The sequence below is a fragment of the Leucobacter sp. VD1 genome (assembly GCF_037150695.1).
Taxonomy (GTDB): domain Bacteria; phylum Actinomycetota; class Actinomycetes; order Actinomycetales; family Microbacteriaceae; genus Leucobacter.
This window is the reverse complement of the sequence record NZ_JBBCPO010000004.1, coordinates 60,703-82,019: the sequence shown is the minus strand read 5'-3', so window position 1 is coordinate 82,019 and position 21,317 is coordinate 60,703. Positions and strand designations below refer to the sequence as shown.

Here is a 21,317-nt window from a genome sequence, read left to right as displayed (position 1 = left end):
CTGCGGGGGCATCGTCGTACAGCGGGAGCAGCGCGTGTCAGCCGCGGAACTCCGCGATCCGCTCACCCAGGCGGGCCAGCTGCTCCTCGACGCGCACCTTGGCGGTGCCGCCGGCACCGGTGCGTGAGTTCACCGAACCCTCAATGGTGAGCACCTCGCGCACAGCCGGGCTGAGATGCTCCGACACGCTCAGCAGCTCTTCATCGCTCGGCTCGTGAAGCTCCAGGCCGCGCTCCTCGCAGTAGCGCACCAGCTCGCCCGAGATCTCGTGAGCATCGCGGAAAATCACGCCCTGCTTCACCAGCCACTCAGCAACATCGGTAGCGAGCGAGAAACCCTGCGGGGCGAGCTCGGCCATGCGGTCAGTGTCGAAGCTCATCGTCGCAACCATGCCGGTGAAGGCCGGCAGCAGCACCTCAAGCTGCTGCACCGAATCGAAGACGGGCTCCTTGTCTTCCTGCAGATCACGGTTGTACGCGAGCGGCAGCCCCTTGAGCGTGGCGAGCAGCCCCGTCAGGTTGCCGATCAGACGCCCCGACTTGCCGCGCGCGAGCTCAGCAATATCGGGGTTCTTCTTCTGCGGCATGATGCTGGAACCCGTGGAGTAGCCGTCGTGCAGGCGCACGAAGCCGAACTCCTTGGTGTTCCAGATGATGATCTCCTCGCTGAGACGCGACAGATCGATGCCGATCTGAGCACAGATGAACGCGAACTCGGCAACAACATCGCGAGCCGCGGTGCCATCAATCGAGTTCTCGAGCGGATCGCCGAGGCCGAGCTCGCTGGCCACCAGGCGCGGATCAAGGCCGAGTGAGCTGCCGGCCAGCGCCCCGCCGCCGTAGGGCGAGGCGCTGGCGCGCTGCGCCCAATCGCGCAGGCGCTCCAGATCGCGCACGATCGGCCACGCATGAGCGGCAAGCTGATGCGCGAGCAGCACCGGCTGCGCGTGCTGCAGGTGAGTACGGCCAGGCAGAATCGCGTCGGGGTGCTTGGCAGCCTGCTCGGCGATCGCATCGAGCAGGTCGAGCAGGTGGCCCTTGATGATCGCCGCATGATCGAGCAGGTACAGCCGCACGAGCGTGGCGATCTGATCGTTGCGGCTGCGGCCGGCTCGGAGCTTGCCGCCCAGCTGCACGCCGGTGATCTCGATCAGCAAACGCTCCAGCGCGGAGTGCACATCTTCATCGTCATCGGCGGGCACTGCGCGGCCATCGGCGACGCGGGCAGAGAGCTCGTCGAGCGCGGCGCGCATATCGCGCAGCTCATCCTCGCTGAGATAACCGGCCGCAGCGAGCGCGGTGGCGTGCGCCTTCGAACCGCGAATGTCGTACTGCGCGAGCACCCAGTCGAACTGCGTCGACTTGCTCAGCGCCGCAAGCGACGGCGACGGGCCGCTCGCGAAACGGCCGCCCCACAGGGCGCCGGCCTCAGCGGCACGATTGCCGGTCTCCGCAGTGGTGTTCTCGATGCTCTCAGTCACCAGACCAGCCTACCGTTTGCGGCGCGTTGGGCTCCGCTCGCGGGCCTACCCCTGTTCGAGGAGCCAGGCCATGAGCGCCTTTTGCGCGTGCACGCGGTTCTCTGCCTCATCCCAGACCACGCTCTGCGGGCCGTCAATCACCTCGGGGGCGACCTCAAACTCACGGTAGGCGGGGAGGCAGTGCAGGAAGATCGCGTCGGCGGCGGCGTGCGCCATCAGCTCAGGGGTGACCCGGTATGCACCGAAGGTGGCGATACGCTCGGCCTTCTCTTCCTCCTGCCCCATCGACACCCAGGTATCGGTGATGACTGCATCGGCCCCGCGCACCGCCTCAACAGGGTCGGTGAGAATCGTCACGCTGCCGCCGGTCTCGGCGGCGATCCGCTTCGCATCGGCCACGATGTCTTCACGCGGGTGGTAGCCGGCGGGGCCCGCAACCCGGATGTGCATTCCGGCTGTCGCGAAGCCGAGCAGGTAGGAGTGCCCCATATTGTTGGCAGCATCGCCGACGTACGTTGCGGTGAGACCCGTGAGCTCGCCGCCGTTGCTGGCCGCGCGATGCTCACGAATGGTCTGCAGATCGGCGAGGATCTGGCAGGGGTGGAAGTCGTCGGAGAGCGAGTTGATCACGGGCACCGTCGCGTGCGCGGCCATCTCTTCGAGGCCGGCGTGCGCGTAGGTGCGCCACACGATCAGCTCGACCATGCGCGACAGCACCTTGGCCGTGTCTGAGATCGACTCCTTGCCACCCATCTGGGAATTCTTCGAATCCATGATGAGCGGGTTGCCGCCGAGATCGGCGACGCCCACCGAGAAACTCACCTGGGTGCGGGTGGAGGTCTTGTCGAAGATGACCGCGGCGGTCTTCTGCCCGTCGAGCGGACGTCGCGCGAAGCGATCCTTCTTGAGCGCTGCGGCGAGGTCGAGCACCTCGCGCTGCTCGGCGGGGCTCAGATCGTCGTCTCGAAGGAAGTGTCTGGTCACACGACCAGCCTACCCGGAGCGCACACCCCGGGCAGGCCGCCTCTGCTCAGTAGGTCGTGGCGTATGAGTCGTACTTCTGCGCCGCGTCGAGACCGGCCACCCGCGCGATCTCGGCCCGCTTCACCGCGGTGAAGGTGTCAGCGAAGTCGCGCGAGAACCATCCCCGCACAGTCTCCGACTCGGTGAAGGCGTCGAGGGCCTCCTCAAGCGTCGTGGGGATGCTGCGAATCCCGAGGCTGTCGCGCTCCCCCTCGGACAGCTCCCCCGTCTCGCCGTGCACGATGTTCGGCGCCGGCAAGCCGCGGCGAATCCCATCGAGGCCAGCCCGAATCAGGCAGCCGAGCACGAGCCACGGGTTCGCAGTGGCATCGGCGGCCCGGTATTCGAGGTTGTACTGCTTCTGATGGTTGGCGCCCGGGGTATCGAAGAGCGGGCAGATCCGCAGCAGCGCCTCACGGTTGTTCTCCCCGAGGAAGACACCGCCGGCGCTCCAACGGTTGGGGGCCAGACGCTCATACGAGATCGGCGCGGAGGCGGCAATGGCCTGGATCGCTTCGGCGTGCTCCAGGATGCCCGCGGCGAAGGAGCCAGCGACCTCAGAGAGCTTGCCCGGTCGGCTCGAATCGTAGGTGACGAAACGCCCCTCGCCGTCTTGCAGGCTCAGATGCACGTGCACGCCGTTGCCGCCACCGTTCTCCTCGATGATCGGCGAGAAGGTGATGCGCTTGCCCAGCAAGCTGGCGACGTGCCTCGTGATCTCGCGCAGATAGATAGCGCGATCGGCGGCAACCAGGGCCGGTGCCGGCCGAATGGTCACCTCGAACTGGTTGCGGCCGAACTCGGGCAGCCACATCTCCGGTTCGAGGCCGGCATCCTGTAGCGCGGCGACGAGCAGACCGCCCAGCTCTTCCTCCTCGAGGAACGATTCGAGCGAGAACGGCGTGTTCACGGGGCTGCCGTCGTCGTCGCGCAGCATGAACTCGTGCTCGAACGACGACACCACGCTGAGCCCTGTAGCGCTTTCGAGATCATGCACCGCGTTCTTCAGGAAGGTGCGGGGGTCGTTCTCCCACGGCTCACCGGAGGGTGTGTGAATATCGGCGAGCACCATCGTCGTTTGTTCGCCAGCATCGTTCAACGTCACCGTGGCAATGCTCGACACATCGGGCATGAGGCGCAGATCGCCCACCGAGCCGAAGGGGTTGGGGGTGACGATCGAACCGAAGGCGTCGATCGCGAGATTCGCGGGCACCCAGCCGCAGCCGGAGCTCAGGTACTTCTGGAAGTCCTGCTGCGGGAAAGCTCGGCCTCGTGCCTTCGCTGCGAGGTCGGAGGTGAGGATGATGCCGAGGGGTTCTTTTCTCATGATGCGTCCTTACATATTGCAGAGTGAAATGAGTGGGGTGGGAGTGCGGCAGCGGATCGCGGCCAACTACTCCCAGGCGTCGAAGGCCTGGATTCGCCCGAGGGGTTCGTCACCAAGCTCGGCGACCACCCCGGCGATGACGCTCTCGACGAGCGCAAGCGCGGGCACGAATGAGTCGAACGGGCTGGGGGCGTCGACCACGCTCGATAGCAGGCAGTCGGCGTGCTTCGCAGCCGGCGACAACCAGGGGTCGGTGAACAGCACCGTGCTCACCCGGTTCGCCTTCGCCCGGGCCGTGAACGACACTGTTGCGTCCTGATAGCGGCGGTAGTCGAACGCCACCAGCACGTCTCGGGGCCCGAAATCGAGCAGCGCGAGCGACTTGTCTGACTCGCTGTGGCCAACGAAGCGCACCTCGGGTCTGAGCATGCGCAGGTGGATCGTGAGGTACTCGGCAAGCAGCCCGCTGTATCGGCCGCCCACCGTCCAGATGCGACGCTTCGGATCGGCGAGCAAGCGCACCACCCTGTCGAACTCCGAACCCGGCGCGGCGTCGAGACTGGCCGCAATGCCGTCACTGAAGACGCGCTTCGCCTCCCCCAGCAGACCGTGCACATCGCTGCGATCACTGCCGCGGGAGGCATACTGGTCGATCGGCGAGGTGGTGCGATGCGCGATCTCCTGACGCAGCATCTCCTGCATTCGCGGGTAGGAGGGGATGCCGATCTTCGCGAGCATGCGGAACACCGTCGGGGTGCTCACACTCGCCCGTTCGGCAAGCTTCGTCACCGATTCGAGCCCCGCGACAGGGTAGTCGGCGATCAGCACCCGTGCGACCTTTTTCTCGGACGGGCTCATCGCATCGAACGAGATCTTCAGCGCCTCGGCGAGTGTGCGTGACTCCTGCATGTCCTGCCCCTCCCCTACCAGCCCCGGAACGGGGCGATATCAGCGTCGGAGACAACCCCCGAACGCACATCGGCGATCGCCGCGTCAAGCAACTCCACGGCCCGCACCGCCTGCTCGGCCGTCAGCGTCAACGGCGGGGTCAATTCGATCACATTGTCGCGCACGAGATAGCAGATCGCGCCGAGCTGCCACATGCGGAAGATCACCCGCTTCGTAAAGTCGGCGTCGGCTCCCGCCCCAGCGCCCGGCTCGGCGCGCAGCTCGATGCCGAGGCTGAGACCGCGGCCACGCACCGCGTGCACCTCGGGCGCGCGTTCGGCGAGCTCCGCGAGAAGCGCGCGCAGCTGGAGGCCTCGCTCCTCGGCAGCTTCCACCAGGCCCTCCGAGGCTATGGTCTCCAGCACGGCCCGTCCGCTCGCGGCGGCGATCGCGTTGCCCGCTGTGGTGAGCAGGGCACTCGCGGGGGCAGCATCGAGCACCTGCGCCGGGCCGACTACGGCCGACAGGGGCAGTCCCCCGCCGAGCGCTTTCCCGAAGGTCACCAGGTCAGGCACCACCCCGTCATGCTCAAACCCGTGCATGCGCGCCGTGCGCGCAAGACCCACCTTCACCTCGTCGCAGATAAGCAGCGCCCCGGCAGCGCGTGCGCGATCCGCAAGCCCACGAAGAAAACCAGGTGGCGGCACGAGCAGCCCGCCATCTGACTGGTGCGACTCCACGATGATCGCCGCAACGTCACCTCCCGAGGGGCCGACGAGTTCGGCATCGAGCGCAGCGAACACCCGCGCAAGCGTCGCGGCGTCTGCTGCAGGATCGCCAGTCTCGACAGGATATTCGAGCAGCGTGCTCGACGGATCAGCAGCCACACCGCCGTCGACGAACACCCCGCTCACCCCCTGCGCCACACCAGAACCGCCGTGGTAGCCGCCGCGGAACGCAATGATTCGGGCTCGCCCCGTCGCCGCCCGGGCTGCGGCGAGCGCCGAATTGTTCGCGTCGGTGCCCGCATGGCCCAGCAGCACGCGCCGCTCCCCAATGCCAGGAGTGACCTCGAGCAACACTTCGCCCAGCGCGACCGCGAAAGGGTTGGTGGCAGAGAGCACACTCGCCCCTGCCCCCGTCTCGGCCGCAGCCGTGATCGCGGCAACCACGCGGGGATGAGCGTGACCTACGCTGTTCGCACCCCACGCCCCCGACAGGTCGAGCAGGCGACGGCCCGAGTGGTCAACCACTTCGCAGCCCCGCCCCGAGACCATACTCGCGGGAAAGAACCGCAGCTTCTGATTGCCTGCGATCACCCGCGCGTCACGGTCGAGCAGGGTGGGCGAGGCGGTCACGATCCGGCTCCGGCGACAGCGGGCGCGGCCGCAGCCTGCGCGGTGCGCGCATCGAGCAGATCGCAGGCGCCGAGATACCCCGAGACGAGCGCGAGCGTGACGCGGCGCACAGCATCCTCATCGGGCAGAAAGTTCGCACTGTGCAGACTCGGCTGCGTCGCAGCCCCCGAAGTCTCCACCCCCACGAACGCCATCAGCCCAGGCAGCTCCTCGGAGAAGAACGAGAAATCGTCAGCACCGCACGACCGCATCGGCTCGCTCGTCTCAAGGCCCAGGCTGCGCAGCCGCTCATCGACGAAATCGACAAGCTCGGCGTTGTTCTCCAGCACGGGCTCACCGAGTGTGATCGCAACCTCTGCGGTCATGCCGTGCGCGGCAGCAATCCCGGCAGCATAGCTGCGGATCGCGGCATGTGCGTTCTCACGGTCGGCCCGATCCATGGTGCGCAGTGTGCCGGCGAACGAACCGGAATGCGGGATCACATTCGCGATCCGCCCCGCCGAAAAACGACCAACAGTGAACACGGCCGGCCGCATCGGAGAAATGGTGCGACGCAGCACCTCTGTGATGCCCACCACCATCTGAGAGAGCACCGGGATCGGGTTCTGCGCCTCATGCGGGTACGCGCCGTGACCGCCGTGCCCGTGCACCGTCACCGTGATCTCGTCGGCCGCGGCGTTCGTGGGGCCCTTGCCCGTCGCAACTGCGCCGACAGGGATGCGCGGGTGCACATGCGCGGCCAGCACCGCCTCTACCCGGTGCCGGGAGAGCACCCCCGAACGCACAATGTCGAGCGCGCCCGAGGGGTACGCCTCCTCGCGCGGCTGCAAGAACGGCACCAGCGCGTAGGGCAGGCCCAGCTCGGCCTCCACTTCGGCGGCAGCCCCGGCAAGCGCGAGCAACGCCGCCTGGTGCACGTCGTGCCCGCAGGCATGCATCACGCCGGTTGTGGATGCGAACGGCGCGCCCGTCACCTCTGCCACCGGCAGCGCGTCGAGTTCGGCGCGGACGGCGACGGACGGCCCGTCGTGCGGGCCGATCCGCCCGATACGCCCGGTTTCGGCTACGGTCTCCATCGCCGTGGGCATGCGTTCCGCGATCCACGCCGCCGTGCCGTGCTCGGCACCGGACAGCTCGGCCATGCCGTGCAGCACCTCGCGGTCGCGCACCGCCGCGGGGATGCGGGCCAGCGCGGCCTCCGTGAGCCGCGCCGCAAGCGCCTCGTGATTCACGCGGACACTCCCGTCGCCCCGCGCCAGGTGGGCTCTTCGGCAAGGCCATACGCCCGGATCGCGTTGTCACCAGTGATCTTGCGGATCAAACGCTCGCCATCGGCGGCACTCCACTCGTCATTGCGAATCCAGTCATTGATCGTCGCCAGCAGGCCACGGCGGAACAGATGCGCGCCGAGGTGGTAGAGCTCGGGGAGCCCCCACGCATCCGACGAGAACAGCGCCTTGTCGAAGGGAGTGAGTTCGAGCGACTCCGCGATCACCTGCGGCGAGCGCGCGCCCACATAGTTGATGGCGAGGCCGACGTCGCAGAACACGTGGGGGAAGACGTGAGCGAGGTAGCCAGCCTGCCGGTGGAAGGGGTAGCAGTGCAGCAGCAGCACCCGGGCACCGGACTCGCGGGTGCGCCGCAGCCACTCCGTCAGCAGCAGCGGGTCGCAGCGGTGCAGGTCGACGTCCGGGTCGCCGAAGCCGATGTGGAACTGGATCGCCTGGCGCTCTTCGACCGCGCACCAAATCCCGAAGCGGATGAGCACGGGATCAGTGATCCGCACCGCCGCACCCGCCTCGATCTCAGCCAGCCAACGCTCCGCAGCACGCACCACCTCGGCGTCATCGGGACGATCCGGGTCGAAGTCGAGGCCGATCCGGTATGCCGCGATCGACTTCACACCGACCGCGAGACGGAGCTGATCGCGCAACTCGGCACGGAAACGATCGGGGTACGTCGCAGCCGCCGGGCCGGTCTCGATGACCTGCTCGGCCACCCGCTCCAAGCGCACCACAGCGTCGGAGGTCGCACCCGAGCGGATCGCCATACCTGCGGGGTCGAGAATGTCATCCCCGCGATGCCCAGTCTCGATGAGGTAGCGGTCGATGCCGGCGGCGCGCAGCAGCCGCGCGTTAACGAGCTCGGGCGCAAGCTCCGCGCGGCGCTCGATGTAGCGGTCGGCGCTCACATGCGGTTCGAGATCGAGCACGGGGGCGCACCAGCGGCGGATCGCGACGCCCAACTGCGAATCGAACACCGAGGTGCCGCTGGGCGCCGCCCAGTTGGACTCGGTGATCATGTCTTCGAACGCCGGCCGATCAAGCGTCTGCTCGACGACCCCGTGGCAGTGGTGGTCGATGAGTGGTGCGCTGTCGAATGCCGATGCATCGAGCAGGGTGTGCGTCATTCCATTTCCTTCCGGCTACGGGGTTCGAATCAGTCGAGGTCTTCGGCCGAGAGCCTGCCACCGATGCGTTCGGCCAGCTTCGGCATGGTGACGATGATGATGAGACCGACCACGCACCAGGCACCCGCGATCCACGGGAAGTAGGTGTAGGGGGCCTGCTGCCCGATCACCTGCACCGCATACACGAAGGCGAGGTAGATGAGGCCGAGCACCGGCATGATGACCTCCCACTTCGGAATGCGGCTGCGGCGGCGGAACACATAGACGATCACACCGATGGAGGTCATGCCGTAGGCGACCACCATGCAGAGTGTGGCGATCGTGGCATACCAGTAGTAGGCGTCGAAGGCGGTGCCGCCGAAGATCGAGATGCCGCCTGCCAGCAGCAATGCCAGCACAATCGTGGTGAGCACGGCGGCGGTAGGCACGCCCGTGCGGGGGTTCGCCACGCCCAGACGCTTCGGGCCGAAGCCGTCGCGGGCCAGCGCGTAGATGAGTCGTGCCGCGGCAGCGGTGGAGCTCAGCACCGAGGCGAATGCCACGACGAAGGCGATGAACGCGATGAGCAGGGCGTACTCGCGACCGATGTAGAGCGTGGAGAGCTCGGTGAGAGTGGAGTTCGATCCGGCGAACGCGGCGACGCCGGCCTCGCCGGTGCCGTAGCCAACGGTCTGGGCGAACATCATCACCAGGTAGAGGAGGCCGGCCACGACGATCGCACCGAGCAGGGCCCGCGGGATGACGCGCCGCGGGTTCTCGGTCTCCTCACCGAGCGAGGTGCCCGACTCGAACCCGGCCCACGACAGGAACGCGAACACCGACGCGGTGAGGATTGCGGTCCCGCTGGCCTCGCCGGGAAGGAATGCACTCCAGTCGATCGTGGCACCCTCGACCGGTGCGTCACCGGTGCCAACGCGCCAGAAGATTACGGCGGCGAGCACGAGCATTGCGAGCACGCCCAGTGAGCCGATCACGAACAGCACCCGAGTGACGATCCGCGATTCCCTGACGTTGAGCACCACGACCAGCACTGACACGACGAGCGCGATGATGATCCACGGCACACTGCGCAGGCCACCGCCGAACTGCTCGGCCCACGCTTCGAAGAAGACGCCGGTGGCGCCGAGGATGCAGGCTGCGAAGAAGAGGTAGGTGCCCAGCAGTGCGAAACCGCCGAAGAAGCCTGCGCGCGGCCCGATGGTGGCACCGGCCAGAGCGTAGACGGACCCTGCGTGGGTGAAGTACCCGGTGAGCCTGATGAAGCCGTAGCCGACGAGTAGCGTGCCGATAAAGGCGAGGGCGAAGGTGAACGGCACGGATTTGCCGACGAGCCCGGCCACGCCGATCCCGTTGAGCGCCATGGCCATCACCGGGCCCATGAAGCCGACCGAGAGGGCGGTGACCTCCCAGATGCGCAGTTTGCGCTTGCCTCCGCCTGCGGTCTCCCGTGCTACCGGGATAGTGGTCTCAGTCATCTGTGCGGACTCCTTCGTCTCTGATGAATGGCGGTGTTGCGTCGTTCGGGGCCGAGATCGTGAGAGATCGGTGCCGAAATGGGTGTTCTCCGCCGAACTGAAATGTACACGAGGATACGCAATTTGCAAAGTGTGACTACTTTGTACAATTTGAGACGGATCGTGTTGCGCACACCGCAGGCCCCATCGCCGAGGCGAATGCAGCGATCCCGACATCCGCCCAGCCCGCCATGCCAGAGTGGAGCCACGATCCGAGGAGGACACATGCGAGTGGCAGCGGCATTCCTGGCCGACGCGGCCAACGTGCGCGAAGGCACGCTGAGCGTACTGTCGGGATTCATCAACACCATCAACCGCGAAAGCTACCCCGCCCCGCTCGGCGCGGCACTCGTGGTGGTCGTCGAATACGACGAAAGCGAATCCCGCCGCGGCGACCCCGAGCGCTCCTTCCGCGCCCGCTGCGAACCCGCCATCGGAGGTGCCGAAATCTTCAGCCTCGAAGGCACCTTCAGCCTCGGCGGCGGCAACGACGCCTCCGGCTACATTCCCATGGTGTTCCCACTGCACGACGCGCAGGTGCCCATGCCCGGCAGCTACCGCATCGTCTTCGAAGGCACCGGCCTCGAACGCGTCGACGTGCGCTTCTACGCCAACGCAACCGAGATGCCGTCACTCGACGAGACAGAGGTGTGATCCACTGCAGCTAATGCCGGCACCATGCGACAGTTGCGGCCGCAAGCTTCGCAGGCGGGTGCGGATCGGCGTCACCCCCGCCGCATGGAAGGATTGAAGCATGACCGAGCTGCCCCGCCTCATCGCCTTCGACCTCGACGACACCCTGGCCCCCTCGAAGTCGCCCGTCGACCCGCGCATGCTCGCGGTATTCGCCCGGCTGCTCGACCGCACCACCGTCGCCGTGATCTCGGGCGGCAACTTCGAACAGTTCGAAGCCCAACTCGTCGACCGCCTCGACACCTTCGCCGGCGTCAACGAAGCAGCACTCGAACGGCTGCACCTGCTGCCCACCTGCGGCACCCGCTACGAGCGGCGCGAGGGCGGCCGCTGGCAGACCATCTACCGCGAAAACCTCTCGCCAGAAGAGCGCGACGCCGCACTCGCAGTGCTGCGCGAAGAAGCCGAACGCCTCGGGCTGTGGGAGGCCGAACCGTGGGGCGAGATCCTTGAGGATCGCGGATCCCAGGTCACCTTCTCGGCCCTCGGCCAGCGCGCCCCCGTCGAAGCGAAGCAGGCGTGGGATGCAGACGGCACGAAGAAGAACACCCTGCGCGCCGCCGTCGCCGACCGCCTGCCAGGCCTCGAAGTGCGCAGTGGCGGCTCCACCTCGGTCGACATCACCCGGCGCGGCATCGACAAGGCCTACGGTATGCGTAAGCTCGAAGCCCACACCGGCATCCCGCTCGACGCCATGCTGTTCGTGGGCGACAGGCTCGACCCTGACGGCAACGACTACCCCGTGAAGGCACTCGGTGTGGCGTGCCGGGAGGTCGAGAGCTGGGAGGACACCGCCGACTTCCTCGAAGCGCTGCTCGCTGACTGAGCGCCCGGCTTCTGCCCGAAATGCCAGAGGGCGCCCTCTCGGACGCCCTCTGGCATTTGCGGAGCTGAGCCGCGGGCCCGCGGCTCAGCTCTCGGAATCGGCGATCAGGCCTCGACGGCCGGCTGCGCAGCCGGAACGAGCCCGAGCACCTCGGCGGTCTCGGCAAGCGTCGCTGCGGCCACAGCCGCATCGCCGTTGACGCCCTCGCCGAGCGCGGGAATCTGCTGCTTGAACGTAGCCTTCCAGCCACCCTCGTACTGCTCGGGGAAGCAGCGCTGCAGCACGTCGATCATGGCGTGCACCGCGGTCGAGGCTCCGGGCGAGGCGCCCAACAGGCCGGCGATCGAACCCTCGGCGCCGGTGATGACCTCGGTGCCGAACTGCAGGATGCCGCCCTTCTGGGGATCCTTCTTCATCACCTGCACGCGCTGACCGGCGGTGATCATCTGCCAATCCTCGGTGCGGGCAGTGGGCATGTACTCGCGCAGCGTAGCCATCTGCTTCTCACGGCTGGCGAGCACCTCGCCGACGAGGTACTTCTCAAGCCCGAACTCGGTGAGGCCGACCTTGAGCATCGGGCCGAGGTTGTGGGCGCGCACCGAACCGGGCAGATCCCACCAGGAGCCCTTCTTCAGGAAGTTGGGGCTGAAGCCCGCGTAGGGGCCGAAGAGCAGGCTCTCCTTGCCGTCGACGATGCGGGTGTCGAGGTGCGGCACCGACATGGGCGGAGCGCCCACAGCGGCCTTACCGTACACCTTGGCACGGTGCTGCTTCACGATCTCGGGGTTGTCGCACTTGAGGAACTTGCCGCTAATGGGGAAGCCGCCGAAGCCCTTGATCTCGGGAATGCCAGAGGTCTGCAGCAGCGGCAACGCGCCGCCGCCGGCACCGACGAACACGAACTTGGCGTTCACGATGGTGCGGGCGTGGCCCGAGAGGTTTTCAACGTGCACATTCCAGGTGCCGTCGGCCTGTCGCCGCAGCTTCGTGACGCGCTGCTCCAGGTGCAGCTTCGCGCCCTGAGATACGAGGTGATCGAGGAGCTGGTGCGTGACCGCACCGAAGTCAACGTCGGTGCCGCTCTCTGAGCGGGTCGCCGCGAAGACTTCGTCCTTGGCGCGGCGGTCAACGAGGAGGGGCGTCCACTCCGCGATCTTCTCGGGATCGTCGCTGAACTCCATATCGGCGAACAGGGGCTCATTCTTCAGCAGCTCGTAGCGGCGACGCAGGTAATCGACGTTCGCCTCGCCACGCACGAAGGTCATGTGCGGGGTCGCGTTGATGAACGAGGAGGGCTCGCCGAGCACGCCCTGCTTGACGAGCGACGACCACCACTGGCGGGAGAGCTGGAACTGCTCGTTGATGTCGATCGCCTTCGCAGCCGACAGGGAGCCGTCTTTGCCCTCAGGCATGTAGTTCAGCTCGCACAGGGCTGCGTGCCCCGTGCCCGCGTTATTCCAGGCGTTGCTGCTCTCAGTAGCTACCTGGGAGCGGGACTCGAAGATCTCGATCGACCAGTCAGGCTGCACCTGCTTGATGAGGGTGCCCAGGGTGGCGCTCATGACACCACCGCCGACGAGGACGACGTCTACCGTGTTCTTACTCACGATCGTTCATTCTACCCCTCACTTCAGTGGCTACAGCCCCGCCTGCGATCGGGCACCCTGCAGGGTCTCAACGGCCGCGTCGACCACTCGGGTGTACCCCAGACGCGCTGCCTCGCCGGCCCGCTGCGCACCGCCCACGACAGGGCGCACCTCTCCTGCGAGGCTGATCTCGCCGAAAGCTGCGAGATCGTGCGGCAGCGGGCGGTCGGTGATCGCCGACAGCACGGCGAGCGCGATGGCGAGATCGGCAGCGGGCTCGGCCAGCTTCACCCCGCCCACCGTTGAGACATAGACGTCTTGATCGTGCAGGCGCGCACCGATGCGCCGCTCAAGCACCGCAAGGATCATCGCCACCCGCGACGGGTCGACACCGCCGGTGACCCGACGCGGATTGGGGGTGGCGCTCTTCGCAACAAGCGCCTGCACCTCGACAGGCAGGGCCCGGCGCCCCTCCAGGGCAACGGTCGCGCAGGTGCCACTGACGGGCGACGCCGACCGGCTGAGAAACAACCCACTGGGATCGGGAACCTCGACGATGCCGCGATCCTGCATTTCAAAGCACCCCACTTCATCGGTGGGACCGAAGCGGTTCTTGAGCGTGCGCAAGAAGCGCAGTGACGTCTGCCGGTCTCCCTCGAAGTGGCAAACCACGTCGACGAGATGTTCGAGCAGGCGCGGGCCGGCCACCGAGCCGTCTTTGGTGACGTGCCCCACCAGGATCACCGGCGTGCCCCGACCCTTCGCGGCACGAATCAGCGCGCCGGCAACCTCGCGCACCTGCGCCGGGCCGCCCGCCGCGCCATCGACCTCGCCGCTCGCGAGCGTCTGCACAGAGTCGACGATCACCAGTGCCGGGTCGACCTGCTCGATGTGCCCGAGCACCGTGGCGAGATCAGTCTCGCTCGCGAGGAAGAGGGTGTCGTGCATCGCGCCTGTGCGTTCGGCGCGCATGCGGATCTGCCCGGCTGATTCTTCTCCGCTAGCGTAGAGCACGCGCGCCCCCGCCGAGGCCGCGCGCGCAGCGGCATCGAGCAGCAGCGTCGACTTGCCCACGCCGGGCTCGCCTGAAAACAGGATCGCCGCGCCGGGCACCACCCCGCCTCCGAGCACGCGATCCAACTCACCAATGCCGGTCTGCCGGTGCCGCACCGCCTCCCCCGTGAGCTGGGTGATGGGGCGGGCCTCGCGCCCCGCCCCCGGAGCCACCGCGCGCGTGGTGCGGGCGAGCGATGCGCCCGCCGCCGCACGCTCTTCGACGGTGCCCCACTGCTGGCACTCGCCGCAGCGACCGACCCACTTCGAGGTCTGCCACCCGCACTCGGTGCACACATACGCACTACTCGTTCTCGCCATGCGGCGAGCCTAACGTCAGCCTCCGACATTCACGGATCGACAGCGGTCCGGGTGCTCGAGAGTACGCCCCCCTACTTCTTGAAGAGGTTGCGCAGCACCTGGTTCACGACGGTGCGCACGCCAGAGGTGACAACCGAGCCGACCCTGTCGACGGTCTTCTTCGTCGCCGCGGCCCGCTCGCGTTCGCGGCGCGCCTCCTCCTGCTCGGCTTTCCGAGCTGCGGCTGCGGCTGCGCGCTCGGCTTCCCGCTCTGCCGCACGCTCGGCCGCGGCCGCGGCCTTCTCCTCCGCTTTCGCCTGCGCGGCGGCCTCTTTCTCGGCAGCGGCCCTCGCTTCCGCCTCGGCGCGGGCGGCTGCGGTCTCCTCGGCGCGCTCGGCGAGCACCTCGGTCGCCGAACGCTCGTTCACGGCTTCGCCGTACTTCGCCTGCAGCGGCGACACCAGCACCGCGGCCTGCACGGTCGCGGCGGGGGCCGGGTTCATCGCCCCCTGCGGCGCGCGCAGCCGCGTCCACGCGACCGGCGTAGGCACCCCCTTCTCACTCATCACGGTGACGATCGCCTCGCCGGTGCCGAGCGACTGCAGCACCTCTGCGAGCTCGTACCCCGAGTTCGGGTAGGTCGCCACTGTGGCCTTGAGCGCTTTTGCATCGTCGGGGGTGTGGGCGCGGAGGGCGTGCTGCACGCGCGAGCCGAGCTGGGCAAGCACATCGCCGGGAACGTCTTTCGGGGTCTGCGTCACGAAGAACACGCCCACGCCCTTCGAGCGGATCAGCCGCACCGTCTGGGTGATCTGCTGCAGAAACGCCTTCGATGCGTCAGCGAAGAGCAGATGCGCCTCGTCGAAGAAAAACACCAGTTCCGGCTTATCGCGGTCGCCCACCTCGGGCAGCGTCTCGAAGAGCTCTGACAGCAGGAACATGAGGAACGTCGAAAAGAGCACGGGGCGGTCTTGCACGCCGGGCACCTCGAGCAGGTTCACGACACCGCGCTCGATGCCGTCGGCATCGGTGACGGTGCGCAGGAGGTCGGCGGTGTCGAAGGCCGGCTCTCCGAAGAACACGTCGGCCCCCTCGGCGGCGAACGCGATGACGTTGCGCTGGATCACGCCCACGGTCTGCCGCGAGAGCCCGCCGATCTGCGCGATCTGCGCTTTGCCGTCGTCGCTGGTGAGGTAGGCGAGCAGCGATTGCAGGTCGTCGAGCCCGATGAGCGGCAGGCCCTGTTCGCGGGCGTAGTAAAAGATGAGGCCGAGGCTCGATTCCTGAGTCTGGTTGAGCCCCAGAACTTTCGCGAGCAGCACCGGGCCGAATGTTTCGATGGTGGTGCGGATCGGCACACCGATCCCCAGCCCGCCGAGCGTGAAGAACTCCGTTGCAGAGGCCCGCGGCTGCCATTCCTGCCCGATGCCCGCGGTGCGGGCGAGCAGTTTCTCGTTCGCTTCGCCTGCGACGGCGATACCGGAGAGGTCACCTTTGATATCGGCAGCGAAGACGGGCACGCCGTGCGCGGCGATCTGCTCGGCAAGCACTTGCAGGGTGCGGGTCTTGCCGGTGCCGGTGGCCCCGGCGATGAGGCCGTGCCGGTTCAGCATGCCGAGCGGGATGGTGATCTGGGTGTCAGGTCGGGGCTCGCCGTTGACGAGCGCTCCGAGGTCGAGCATCGTGGGGCCGCCGCCCTCCGGGGCCGAGGCGGGGTATCCGCTCCGCACGGCTTCGACCTGTTCTTCGGTCAGTGGTTCGCTCATGCGTTCGCTCCCTCGCGGTGTGTCACTCCCGTCATTTCACAGGGTAGCCGAGGGGCTCGGTTCGCGGTTGGTCGATGCGGCGGATCGCGGCTCACGGGCGGCCCACAAGCGGAATCGCGGATCCCGCTGTCTCACCCAGGTGAGCGCGTGCCGCCAGGTGTCGTCTCTGATGAAGATCATGTCGCCAAGGATCATGACGAGGGAGAACCAGGGCAGGGCGAGCAGCACCGCGATGGATGCGTGCATGCCTGTGACGAGGATCAGCCCGATGATGCGGGTGGGCCTGGTAAGGAGCATCAGCGGGAAAAGGAGTTGGCCGTAAACGCTGACCCAGGTTGTGATGAACACGAGCGGGGTGATTTGCCAGGCGAGATGGCTGAGTGCTGGGAAGATCGTAAGTTCGTCGATCTGCAGCGGGTAGTAGGAGGCAACGCCTGAGGCCCAGGTGTGGCCCTGCAATTTCCAGAGCGCGCTGCTCACGTAGATCACGCACAGCTGGTAGCCGATGAGGATCACCGCGGCATTGTTCGCCAGCACGGGCACCCACCGTGGCAGGTGCCACGACCCCCATCCGAGGGGCGGATCCTCACCCTGCCTGCTGCGTCGTCGCGCATCGAGCGACCACCTGCGCGAGGTGTCGGCGAGCAGCAGGAACAGCAGGAAGACACGGAAGGTCTGGTAGTGCCCGGTGTTGAACACCACAGGGTTGAGGCCGGTGAAGCCGAGCCACATGGCCGTGAACACGGGTGCGGTGATCCGCATGCGCCAGCCGAGCAGGTAGACGACGGCAATGGCCATCAGCAGCAGCGTCTTGGCGAGGCGCACGCCGTCGGGTTCGTCACGCGAGAATAGCGCCGAGATCGGCCAGATGAAGTCGTTCACCGATGAGCTGCGGTAGAACGCCTCCCCCCATCGTGCGCCTTCGCCGAAGGTGTAGGAGAAGTTGGGCAGGTACATTGCGAGGATCACCACGGTCATGCCGCCCATGCCGATGCGCATCAGTGCGAGCCCGTAGCTCGATCGTCGTTCGTCGAGCAGCCAGTGCAAGAAGCCGTCGATCACGAGGGAGGCGAGCCCCCGCCTATGCGGGGTGTTCCGCAGCTGGGTGCTCATTGTGAGGCCTCCTTCGTGCCGGTCTGCGATGCGGCCTCGCCGGTGTCGGCGCTGCCGCCGGTCACGGAGAGCTCAGTTGCTGTTCCGGCTGCCGCGGCCCAAGAACGGAAGGTGCGCGCGAAGGCCTCGCGATCCTGCCCCTGCCATTCGAGAGTGGGGGTCCACCCGAGGTCCGTGTACGAGGAGGCTGGCTGCTCGGCATCGGGGTTGTGGCGGTCGTTCCAGCGAATCACGGGGTCGAACACTGCTCGGGTTTGCACGGCGATGATGGTGCCGGTTTCACCCCACAGCGCTTGCGCGACCTGGGTGGCGTACGAGGTGGTGAAGTTGTCTGCCCTGATGAAGTCTGTGGCTGCGGCTGATTTCGTGGGATCGGCGGCGAGTATGGCGTCGCGCAGCGGGTAGAGCCCTGTTCCATCGAGGTGATTCTCGGCTGCTGCGGCCCGTTGGGCCTCGCTGAGGCCGCGGTAGGCGGCCATCAAGCGTTCGGAGCCGACGATGGAGAGCTGCTTGCGCAGCAGTTTGCGGTAGGGGGCGGCGAGTTCGATTTCGGTGGCGTTGATCCACTGCGAGGTCACCCGCTCACCCTCCGAGGTTTCCACCCAAGCGCGCAGCCACAGCTGCCTGTCCGAGTCGATGGGTTCGGGCGCGAAAATCTTGTAGTCCTGCACGAGATAGGGCTGGATGTAGTTGTTGGCGAGCTGCCAGGCGCTGCTGCTGCGGATCTCGGGTGCCGGTGCGTTGAAGATGGCGGTCAGGGTCATGTGCACCGCGAGCAACAGCACGGTTGCGCCCGCGGCAAGCTTGGCTGCCGGGGATATGGCGGATCTGCGCCCTTCGAAGCGGGGGGTTCGCCCGCCGTCAGCGGTGCCGCGCTCCCCGGTGCTTGCCGCACCGACCTTCTCGATGTGCATGACCCTGTTCTTCCCCTCATCGCTCTGCTGCTCTGCGACTGGAATGGTGGTGCGGTGGCCCCGGAGTCTGCTCCGGGACCACCGCGAACCGCCTCAGATCAGATCCGAGTGGTGTGCGGTCGTCGGCGCCGCGAGGCGAGGAAGACCCCGGCGCCTGCGAGCAGCAGCAGCGCACTCACCGGAGCAAGGGATCCGAGTTCGGCGCCCGTGGTTGCGAGCTTCGCGCCTGAGCCGCCGCCGGTCCTGCCTGGCGTTCCCCCGCCTGGCACCCCCTTCGCCACGACGATGACGCTCGCGTTCGCGGTGCGGCCGCTCGTGTCGCCTCGTGCTCCGAAGGCAGCGTTGCCCGGGGCGAAACCCGTCGGCACAACCCAGGCCGTAGTGAAGGTGCCCGAACCGTTTGTCGCGACGGTGCGCTTGCTGCCGTCGGGCAGTGTCACGATCACGTTCTCGCCGGGCTGGAAACCCGTTCCAGTGAGGGTGACGGTGTCGCCGACTCGCACGGTGCCGGGATTCGCCGTCAATGCGGCGGTTCCGTCGGGGTCGGAGCCGGGATCGGCACCAGGGTCAGCGCCGGGATCCGCGCCCGGGTCAGCACCGGGGTCAGTGCCCGGGTCTGTCCTGGGGTCAGTACCGGGATCAGCACCGGGATCAACACCCGGATCAGCACCAGGATCCGCACCAGGATCAGCACCCGGATCGGCACCCGGATCGGCACCAGGGTCAGCACCCGGATCGGCACCAGGATCAACTCCCGGATCAGCACCCGGATCCGCACCAGGGTCCACTCCCGGATCCGCACCCGGGTCCACTCCCGGATCAGCACCCGGATCCGCACCCGGGTCAGCCCCAGGATCAGCACCGGGATCGGAACCCGGATCTGTGCCAGGCTCAGCACCGGGATCCGCACCCGGGTCAGCACCCGGATCAGCCCCAGGATCAGCACCAGGATCAGCCCCAGGGTCGGCACCCGGATCCGCACCGGGATCGGAACCCGGATCTGTGCCAGGCTCAGCACCGGGATCCGCACCCGGGTCAGCACCCGGATCAGCACCAGGATCAGCCCCAGGGTCGGCACCCGGATCCGCACCGGGATCGGAACCCGGATCTGTGCCAGGCTCAGCACCGGGATCAGCACCCGGATCGGCACCAGGGTCCACTCCCGGATCCGCACCCGGATCAGCACCAGGGTCAGCACCAGGGTCAGCACCCGGATCCGTGCCAGGCTCACTCATCGTGGCCACCGACACCGTGATCGCCACCGTGTCGGTGCTGCCACCGGCCTGCAGCGCCGTGATGGTGTGCGAACCGACAGGCACCGTCGGGAACGTCACCGTCCACGTGCCACCGGAGGAGACCGTCGTGGTCTGAGCGGTCTGACCTGGCAGCGACACCGTGATCCCCAAACCCGCCTGGCCTGTGCCCGACACCACCACCGGAGTGGTCGCTCCTGCAGTGGGCACCGGGTAGGAGGCCCCATTCGCCGGTGAGGTGATGTCGACATTGGCGACGGCGAGCGCGTTCGGCCCCACCGTCGCGTTAGCGAGATCCAGGGTCACCGCGGCCATGCCGGGCAACACCGTCAGTCGCAATGCCGTCTCTGAGAACACGCCCGCCGCCGGCGTTTCCTGCACATTGGCGTGCAGCGTGGAGACGAGCGGCAGCAGTTCGGTCAGCGCCGGGCTGAGCACCGCGTTGACGGGTGCGAGCACCGCGGCAGTCAGCCCCGTGATCTTCGTCACCGTGCTCTGCAACGGCGACGCCAGCGCACTGACCACCGCGGCGACACCGCCAGGCAGCCCGAGGCCAAGGCCGAGCAGGCTGACGCCGCTCGTGCTTCCGTCGAGAAGGTTGCCCACCGTCGTGTTGACCGTGAGCACCGGGATCGCCGGGGTCACCTCAGTGCCACCCACGACCACAGCTGGAACCTCTACATTGCCCGTCACTGCGAGGGAACGCAGCGCCGTCGTAGCGCTCTGGGTGACATCGGCGAGCAGGCCGTCGATCAGCGCCAGCGTCGCTGTCTGCACGTACTCGAGCGTGGTGCCCGAGAGCAGGTTCGTGCCAGGGGTGAGGTTGTTGAGGTCGAGAATCCCCTCCAGATCAACAATGATCTGGCCGGTGCCGAGATTGATCGTCACTCCCGGATAGGCAGGGTCGGTGAGTTCACCCGTGACCAGACCCGCAGCCGCGTTGAACACGCCTGAGGTGTTGATCGTGAGATTCGCATTGAGCGCCCCGAGACCCGACACTGTGCCGAGCAGCCCCAGCACCCCGGAGTTCAACTGAGCCTGCACCCCGTTCAGCAGGGTCTGCGCACCCGACAGTTCACTCGCCACCGCAGCGGAGAGACCGCTTACGGTCTCACTGCCGATGACAAGCCGCGTTCCCGCGATCTCGTAGTCGCCCACCGCGGCTGCGGGAGCCGCCTGCGAGGCATTCGCACTCACCGCCCCGACGGTCAGATCGAGGGAAGCGATCTCATCGACGAGAGCGGCAGTGGTGTCGCCCGCGAGGGCGTTCACCGCGTTGCCAAGGTTCACGTGCAGCGGGCCGGGAGCCACACCGTCGGCCGGTTCGATGCCCGTGCCGATCGTGCCGGATTCGCTGATCAGCCCCGAGGCGCCCACAGAAGACCCGTTCGGCAGCGCGCTCGCATACTGACCGACAACGCCGGCGCTCGCGAAGTCCAAGGGCAGCTGCACGCCACCCGGAATGGTGACGTTCAACAGCGAAAGCGCCGTGAGGTCAAGGGTGTTCGCGTCCGTGTCGGCGGGAGTGACACTCCCGTTATTCACGGCCGCGGCCCCGGCGAGGGCCGCCACGACATCGGCGTCGAGGTAGCCCAGAATTGATCCGCTCAGAAAGGTGCCCGTCGCGCGAGAGGTGTCGCCCGGGGCCGCCAGAGCAGCCGGGGCCGCAAAGCCCGCGAACGCGAGACCCACAGCCGCAGTTGTTCCGATGGCCAGGGGGCGAAGGCGCGCTCTGCGACGCCTCTCCCTTCCTGCTGGTGCTGTTGTTTTCAAGAGAACTCCCCCATCATCTCGATGCGAATGTCACGTGCGC

The 21,317-nt window shown here is 67.4% G+C and carries 16 protein-coding genes; 2 read left to right on the top strand and 14 right to left on the bottom strand.

All coding sequences use genetic code 11. The features are described from left to right. Window positions 1-37 precede the first annotated feature (37 nt). From argH to WFL22_RS12320, 8 genes are all read right to left on the bottom strand, one after another. On the bottom strand, window positions 38-1,480 hold the full coding sequence (gene argH, locus WFL22_RS12355; RefSeq protein ID WP_336993077.1) for an argininosuccinate lyase: 1,443 nt from the start codon (window positions 1,478-1,480) through the stop codon (window positions 38-40). A 45-nt stretch (window positions 1,481-1,525) separates the two neighbouring features. After that, window positions 1,526-2,464 carry an ornithine carbamoyltransferase gene (argF, locus tag WFL22_RS12350; RefSeq protein ID WP_336993075.1) on the bottom strand — a complete coding sequence of 313 codons (939 nt, stop codon included), beginning with the start codon at window positions 2,462-2,464 and terminating at the stop codon, window positions 1,526-1,528. 46 nt (window positions 2,465-2,510) lie between these two features. Beyond that, a complete protein-coding gene (locus WFL22_RS12345) occupies window positions 2,511-3,830 on the bottom strand; it encodes a glutamine synthetase family protein (RefSeq protein WP_336993073.1) in 1,320 nt (439 codons plus the stop codon). A gap of 66 nt (window positions 3,831-3,896) precedes the next feature. Next, window positions 3,897-4,739, bottom strand: a complete 843-nt coding sequence (locus WFL22_RS12340; protein WP_336993071.1) for a MurR/RpiR family transcriptional regulator — start codon at window positions 4,737-4,739, stop codon at window positions 3,897-3,899. Between the two features lie 14 nt (window positions 4,740-4,753). Then, window positions 4,754-6,076: an aspartate aminotransferase family protein gene (locus WFL22_RS12335; protein WP_336653109.1), complete on the bottom strand. Its 1,323-nt coding sequence runs from the start codon at window positions 6,074-6,076 to the stop codon at window positions 4,754-4,756. After that, on the bottom strand, window positions 6,073-7,308 hold the full coding sequence (locus tag WFL22_RS12330; protein ID WP_336993069.1) for a M20 metallopeptidase family protein: 1,236 nt from the start codon (window positions 7,306-7,308) through the stop codon (window positions 6,073-6,075). The genes WFL22_RS12335 and WFL22_RS12330 overlap by 4 nt, the downstream gene beginning before the upstream one ends. Next, complete coding sequence (locus WFL22_RS12325) at window positions 7,305-8,486, bottom strand: amidohydrolase family protein (protein ID WP_336993067.1); 1,182 nt, start codon at window positions 8,484-8,486, stop codon at window positions 7,305-7,307. The genes WFL22_RS12330 and WFL22_RS12325 overlap by 4 nt, the downstream gene beginning before the upstream one ends. Window positions 8,487-8,515: 29 nt before the next feature. Continuing rightward, on the bottom strand, window positions 8,516-9,961 hold the full coding sequence (locus WFL22_RS12320; protein ID WP_336653112.1) for an APC family permease: 1,446 nt from the start codon (window positions 9,959-9,961) through the stop codon (window positions 8,516-8,518). A gap of 264 nt (window positions 9,962-10,225) precedes the next feature. Here WFL22_RS12320 and WFL22_RS12315 point away from each other — a divergent pair, with 264 nt between their 5' ends. Together WFL22_RS12315 and WFL22_RS12310 are read left to right on the top strand one after the other, a co-directional pair. Further along, window positions 10,226-10,654, top strand: coding sequence for a DUF6941 family protein (locus WFL22_RS12315; protein ID WP_336653113.1), 429 nt, complete (start codon window positions 10,226-10,228; stop codon window positions 10,652-10,654). Between the two features lie 100 nt (window positions 10,655-10,754). Further along, on the top strand, window positions 10,755-11,519 hold the full coding sequence (locus tag WFL22_RS12310; protein WP_336653114.1) for an HAD-IIB family hydrolase: 765 nt from the start codon (window positions 10,755-10,757) through the stop codon (window positions 11,517-11,519). Window positions 11,520-11,623: 104 nt separating this feature from the next. Here the strand turns inward: WFL22_RS12310 and WFL22_RS12305 are convergent, their stop codons facing one another. From WFL22_RS12305 to WFL22_RS12280, 6 genes are all read right to left on the bottom strand, one after another. Next, on the bottom strand, window positions 11,624-13,126 hold the full coding sequence (locus WFL22_RS12305; protein ID WP_336653115.1) for a malate:quinone oxidoreductase: 1,503 nt from the start codon (window positions 13,124-13,126) through the stop codon (window positions 11,624-11,626). 30 nt (window positions 13,127-13,156) lie between these two features. Next, window positions 13,157-14,479, bottom strand: coding sequence for a DNA repair protein RadA (gene radA, locus WFL22_RS12300; RefSeq protein ID WP_336993065.1), 1,323 nt, complete (start codon window positions 14,477-14,479; stop codon window positions 13,157-13,159). A gap of 71 nt (window positions 14,480-14,550) precedes the next feature. After that, entirely contained in the window at window positions 14,551-16,224 is a 1,674-nt protein-coding gene (locus WFL22_RS12295; RefSeq protein WP_336993063.1) for a helicase HerA-like domain-containing protein, read from the bottom strand. 36 nt (window positions 16,225-16,260) lie between these two features. Further along, window positions 16,261-17,337 (bottom strand): HTTM domain-containing protein, encoded by a 1,077-nt coding sequence (locus WFL22_RS12290; protein ID WP_336993061.1) that lies wholly within the window; start codon window positions 17,335-17,337, stop codon window positions 16,261-16,263. Then, complete coding sequence (locus WFL22_RS12285) at window positions 17,334-18,251, bottom strand: DUF5819 family protein (RefSeq protein WP_336993059.1); 918 nt, start codon at window positions 18,249-18,251, stop codon at window positions 17,334-17,336. Before WFL22_RS12285 ends, WFL22_RS12290 begins: the two co-directional genes overlap by 4 nt. A gap of 98 nt (window positions 18,252-18,349) precedes the next feature. Next, complete coding sequence (locus tag WFL22_RS12280; RefSeq protein WP_336993057.1) at window positions 18,350-21,196, bottom strand: choice-of-anchor G family protein; 2,847 nt, start codon at window positions 21,194-21,196, stop codon at window positions 18,350-18,352. Between the last annotated feature and the right edge of the window lie 121 nt (window positions 21,197-21,317).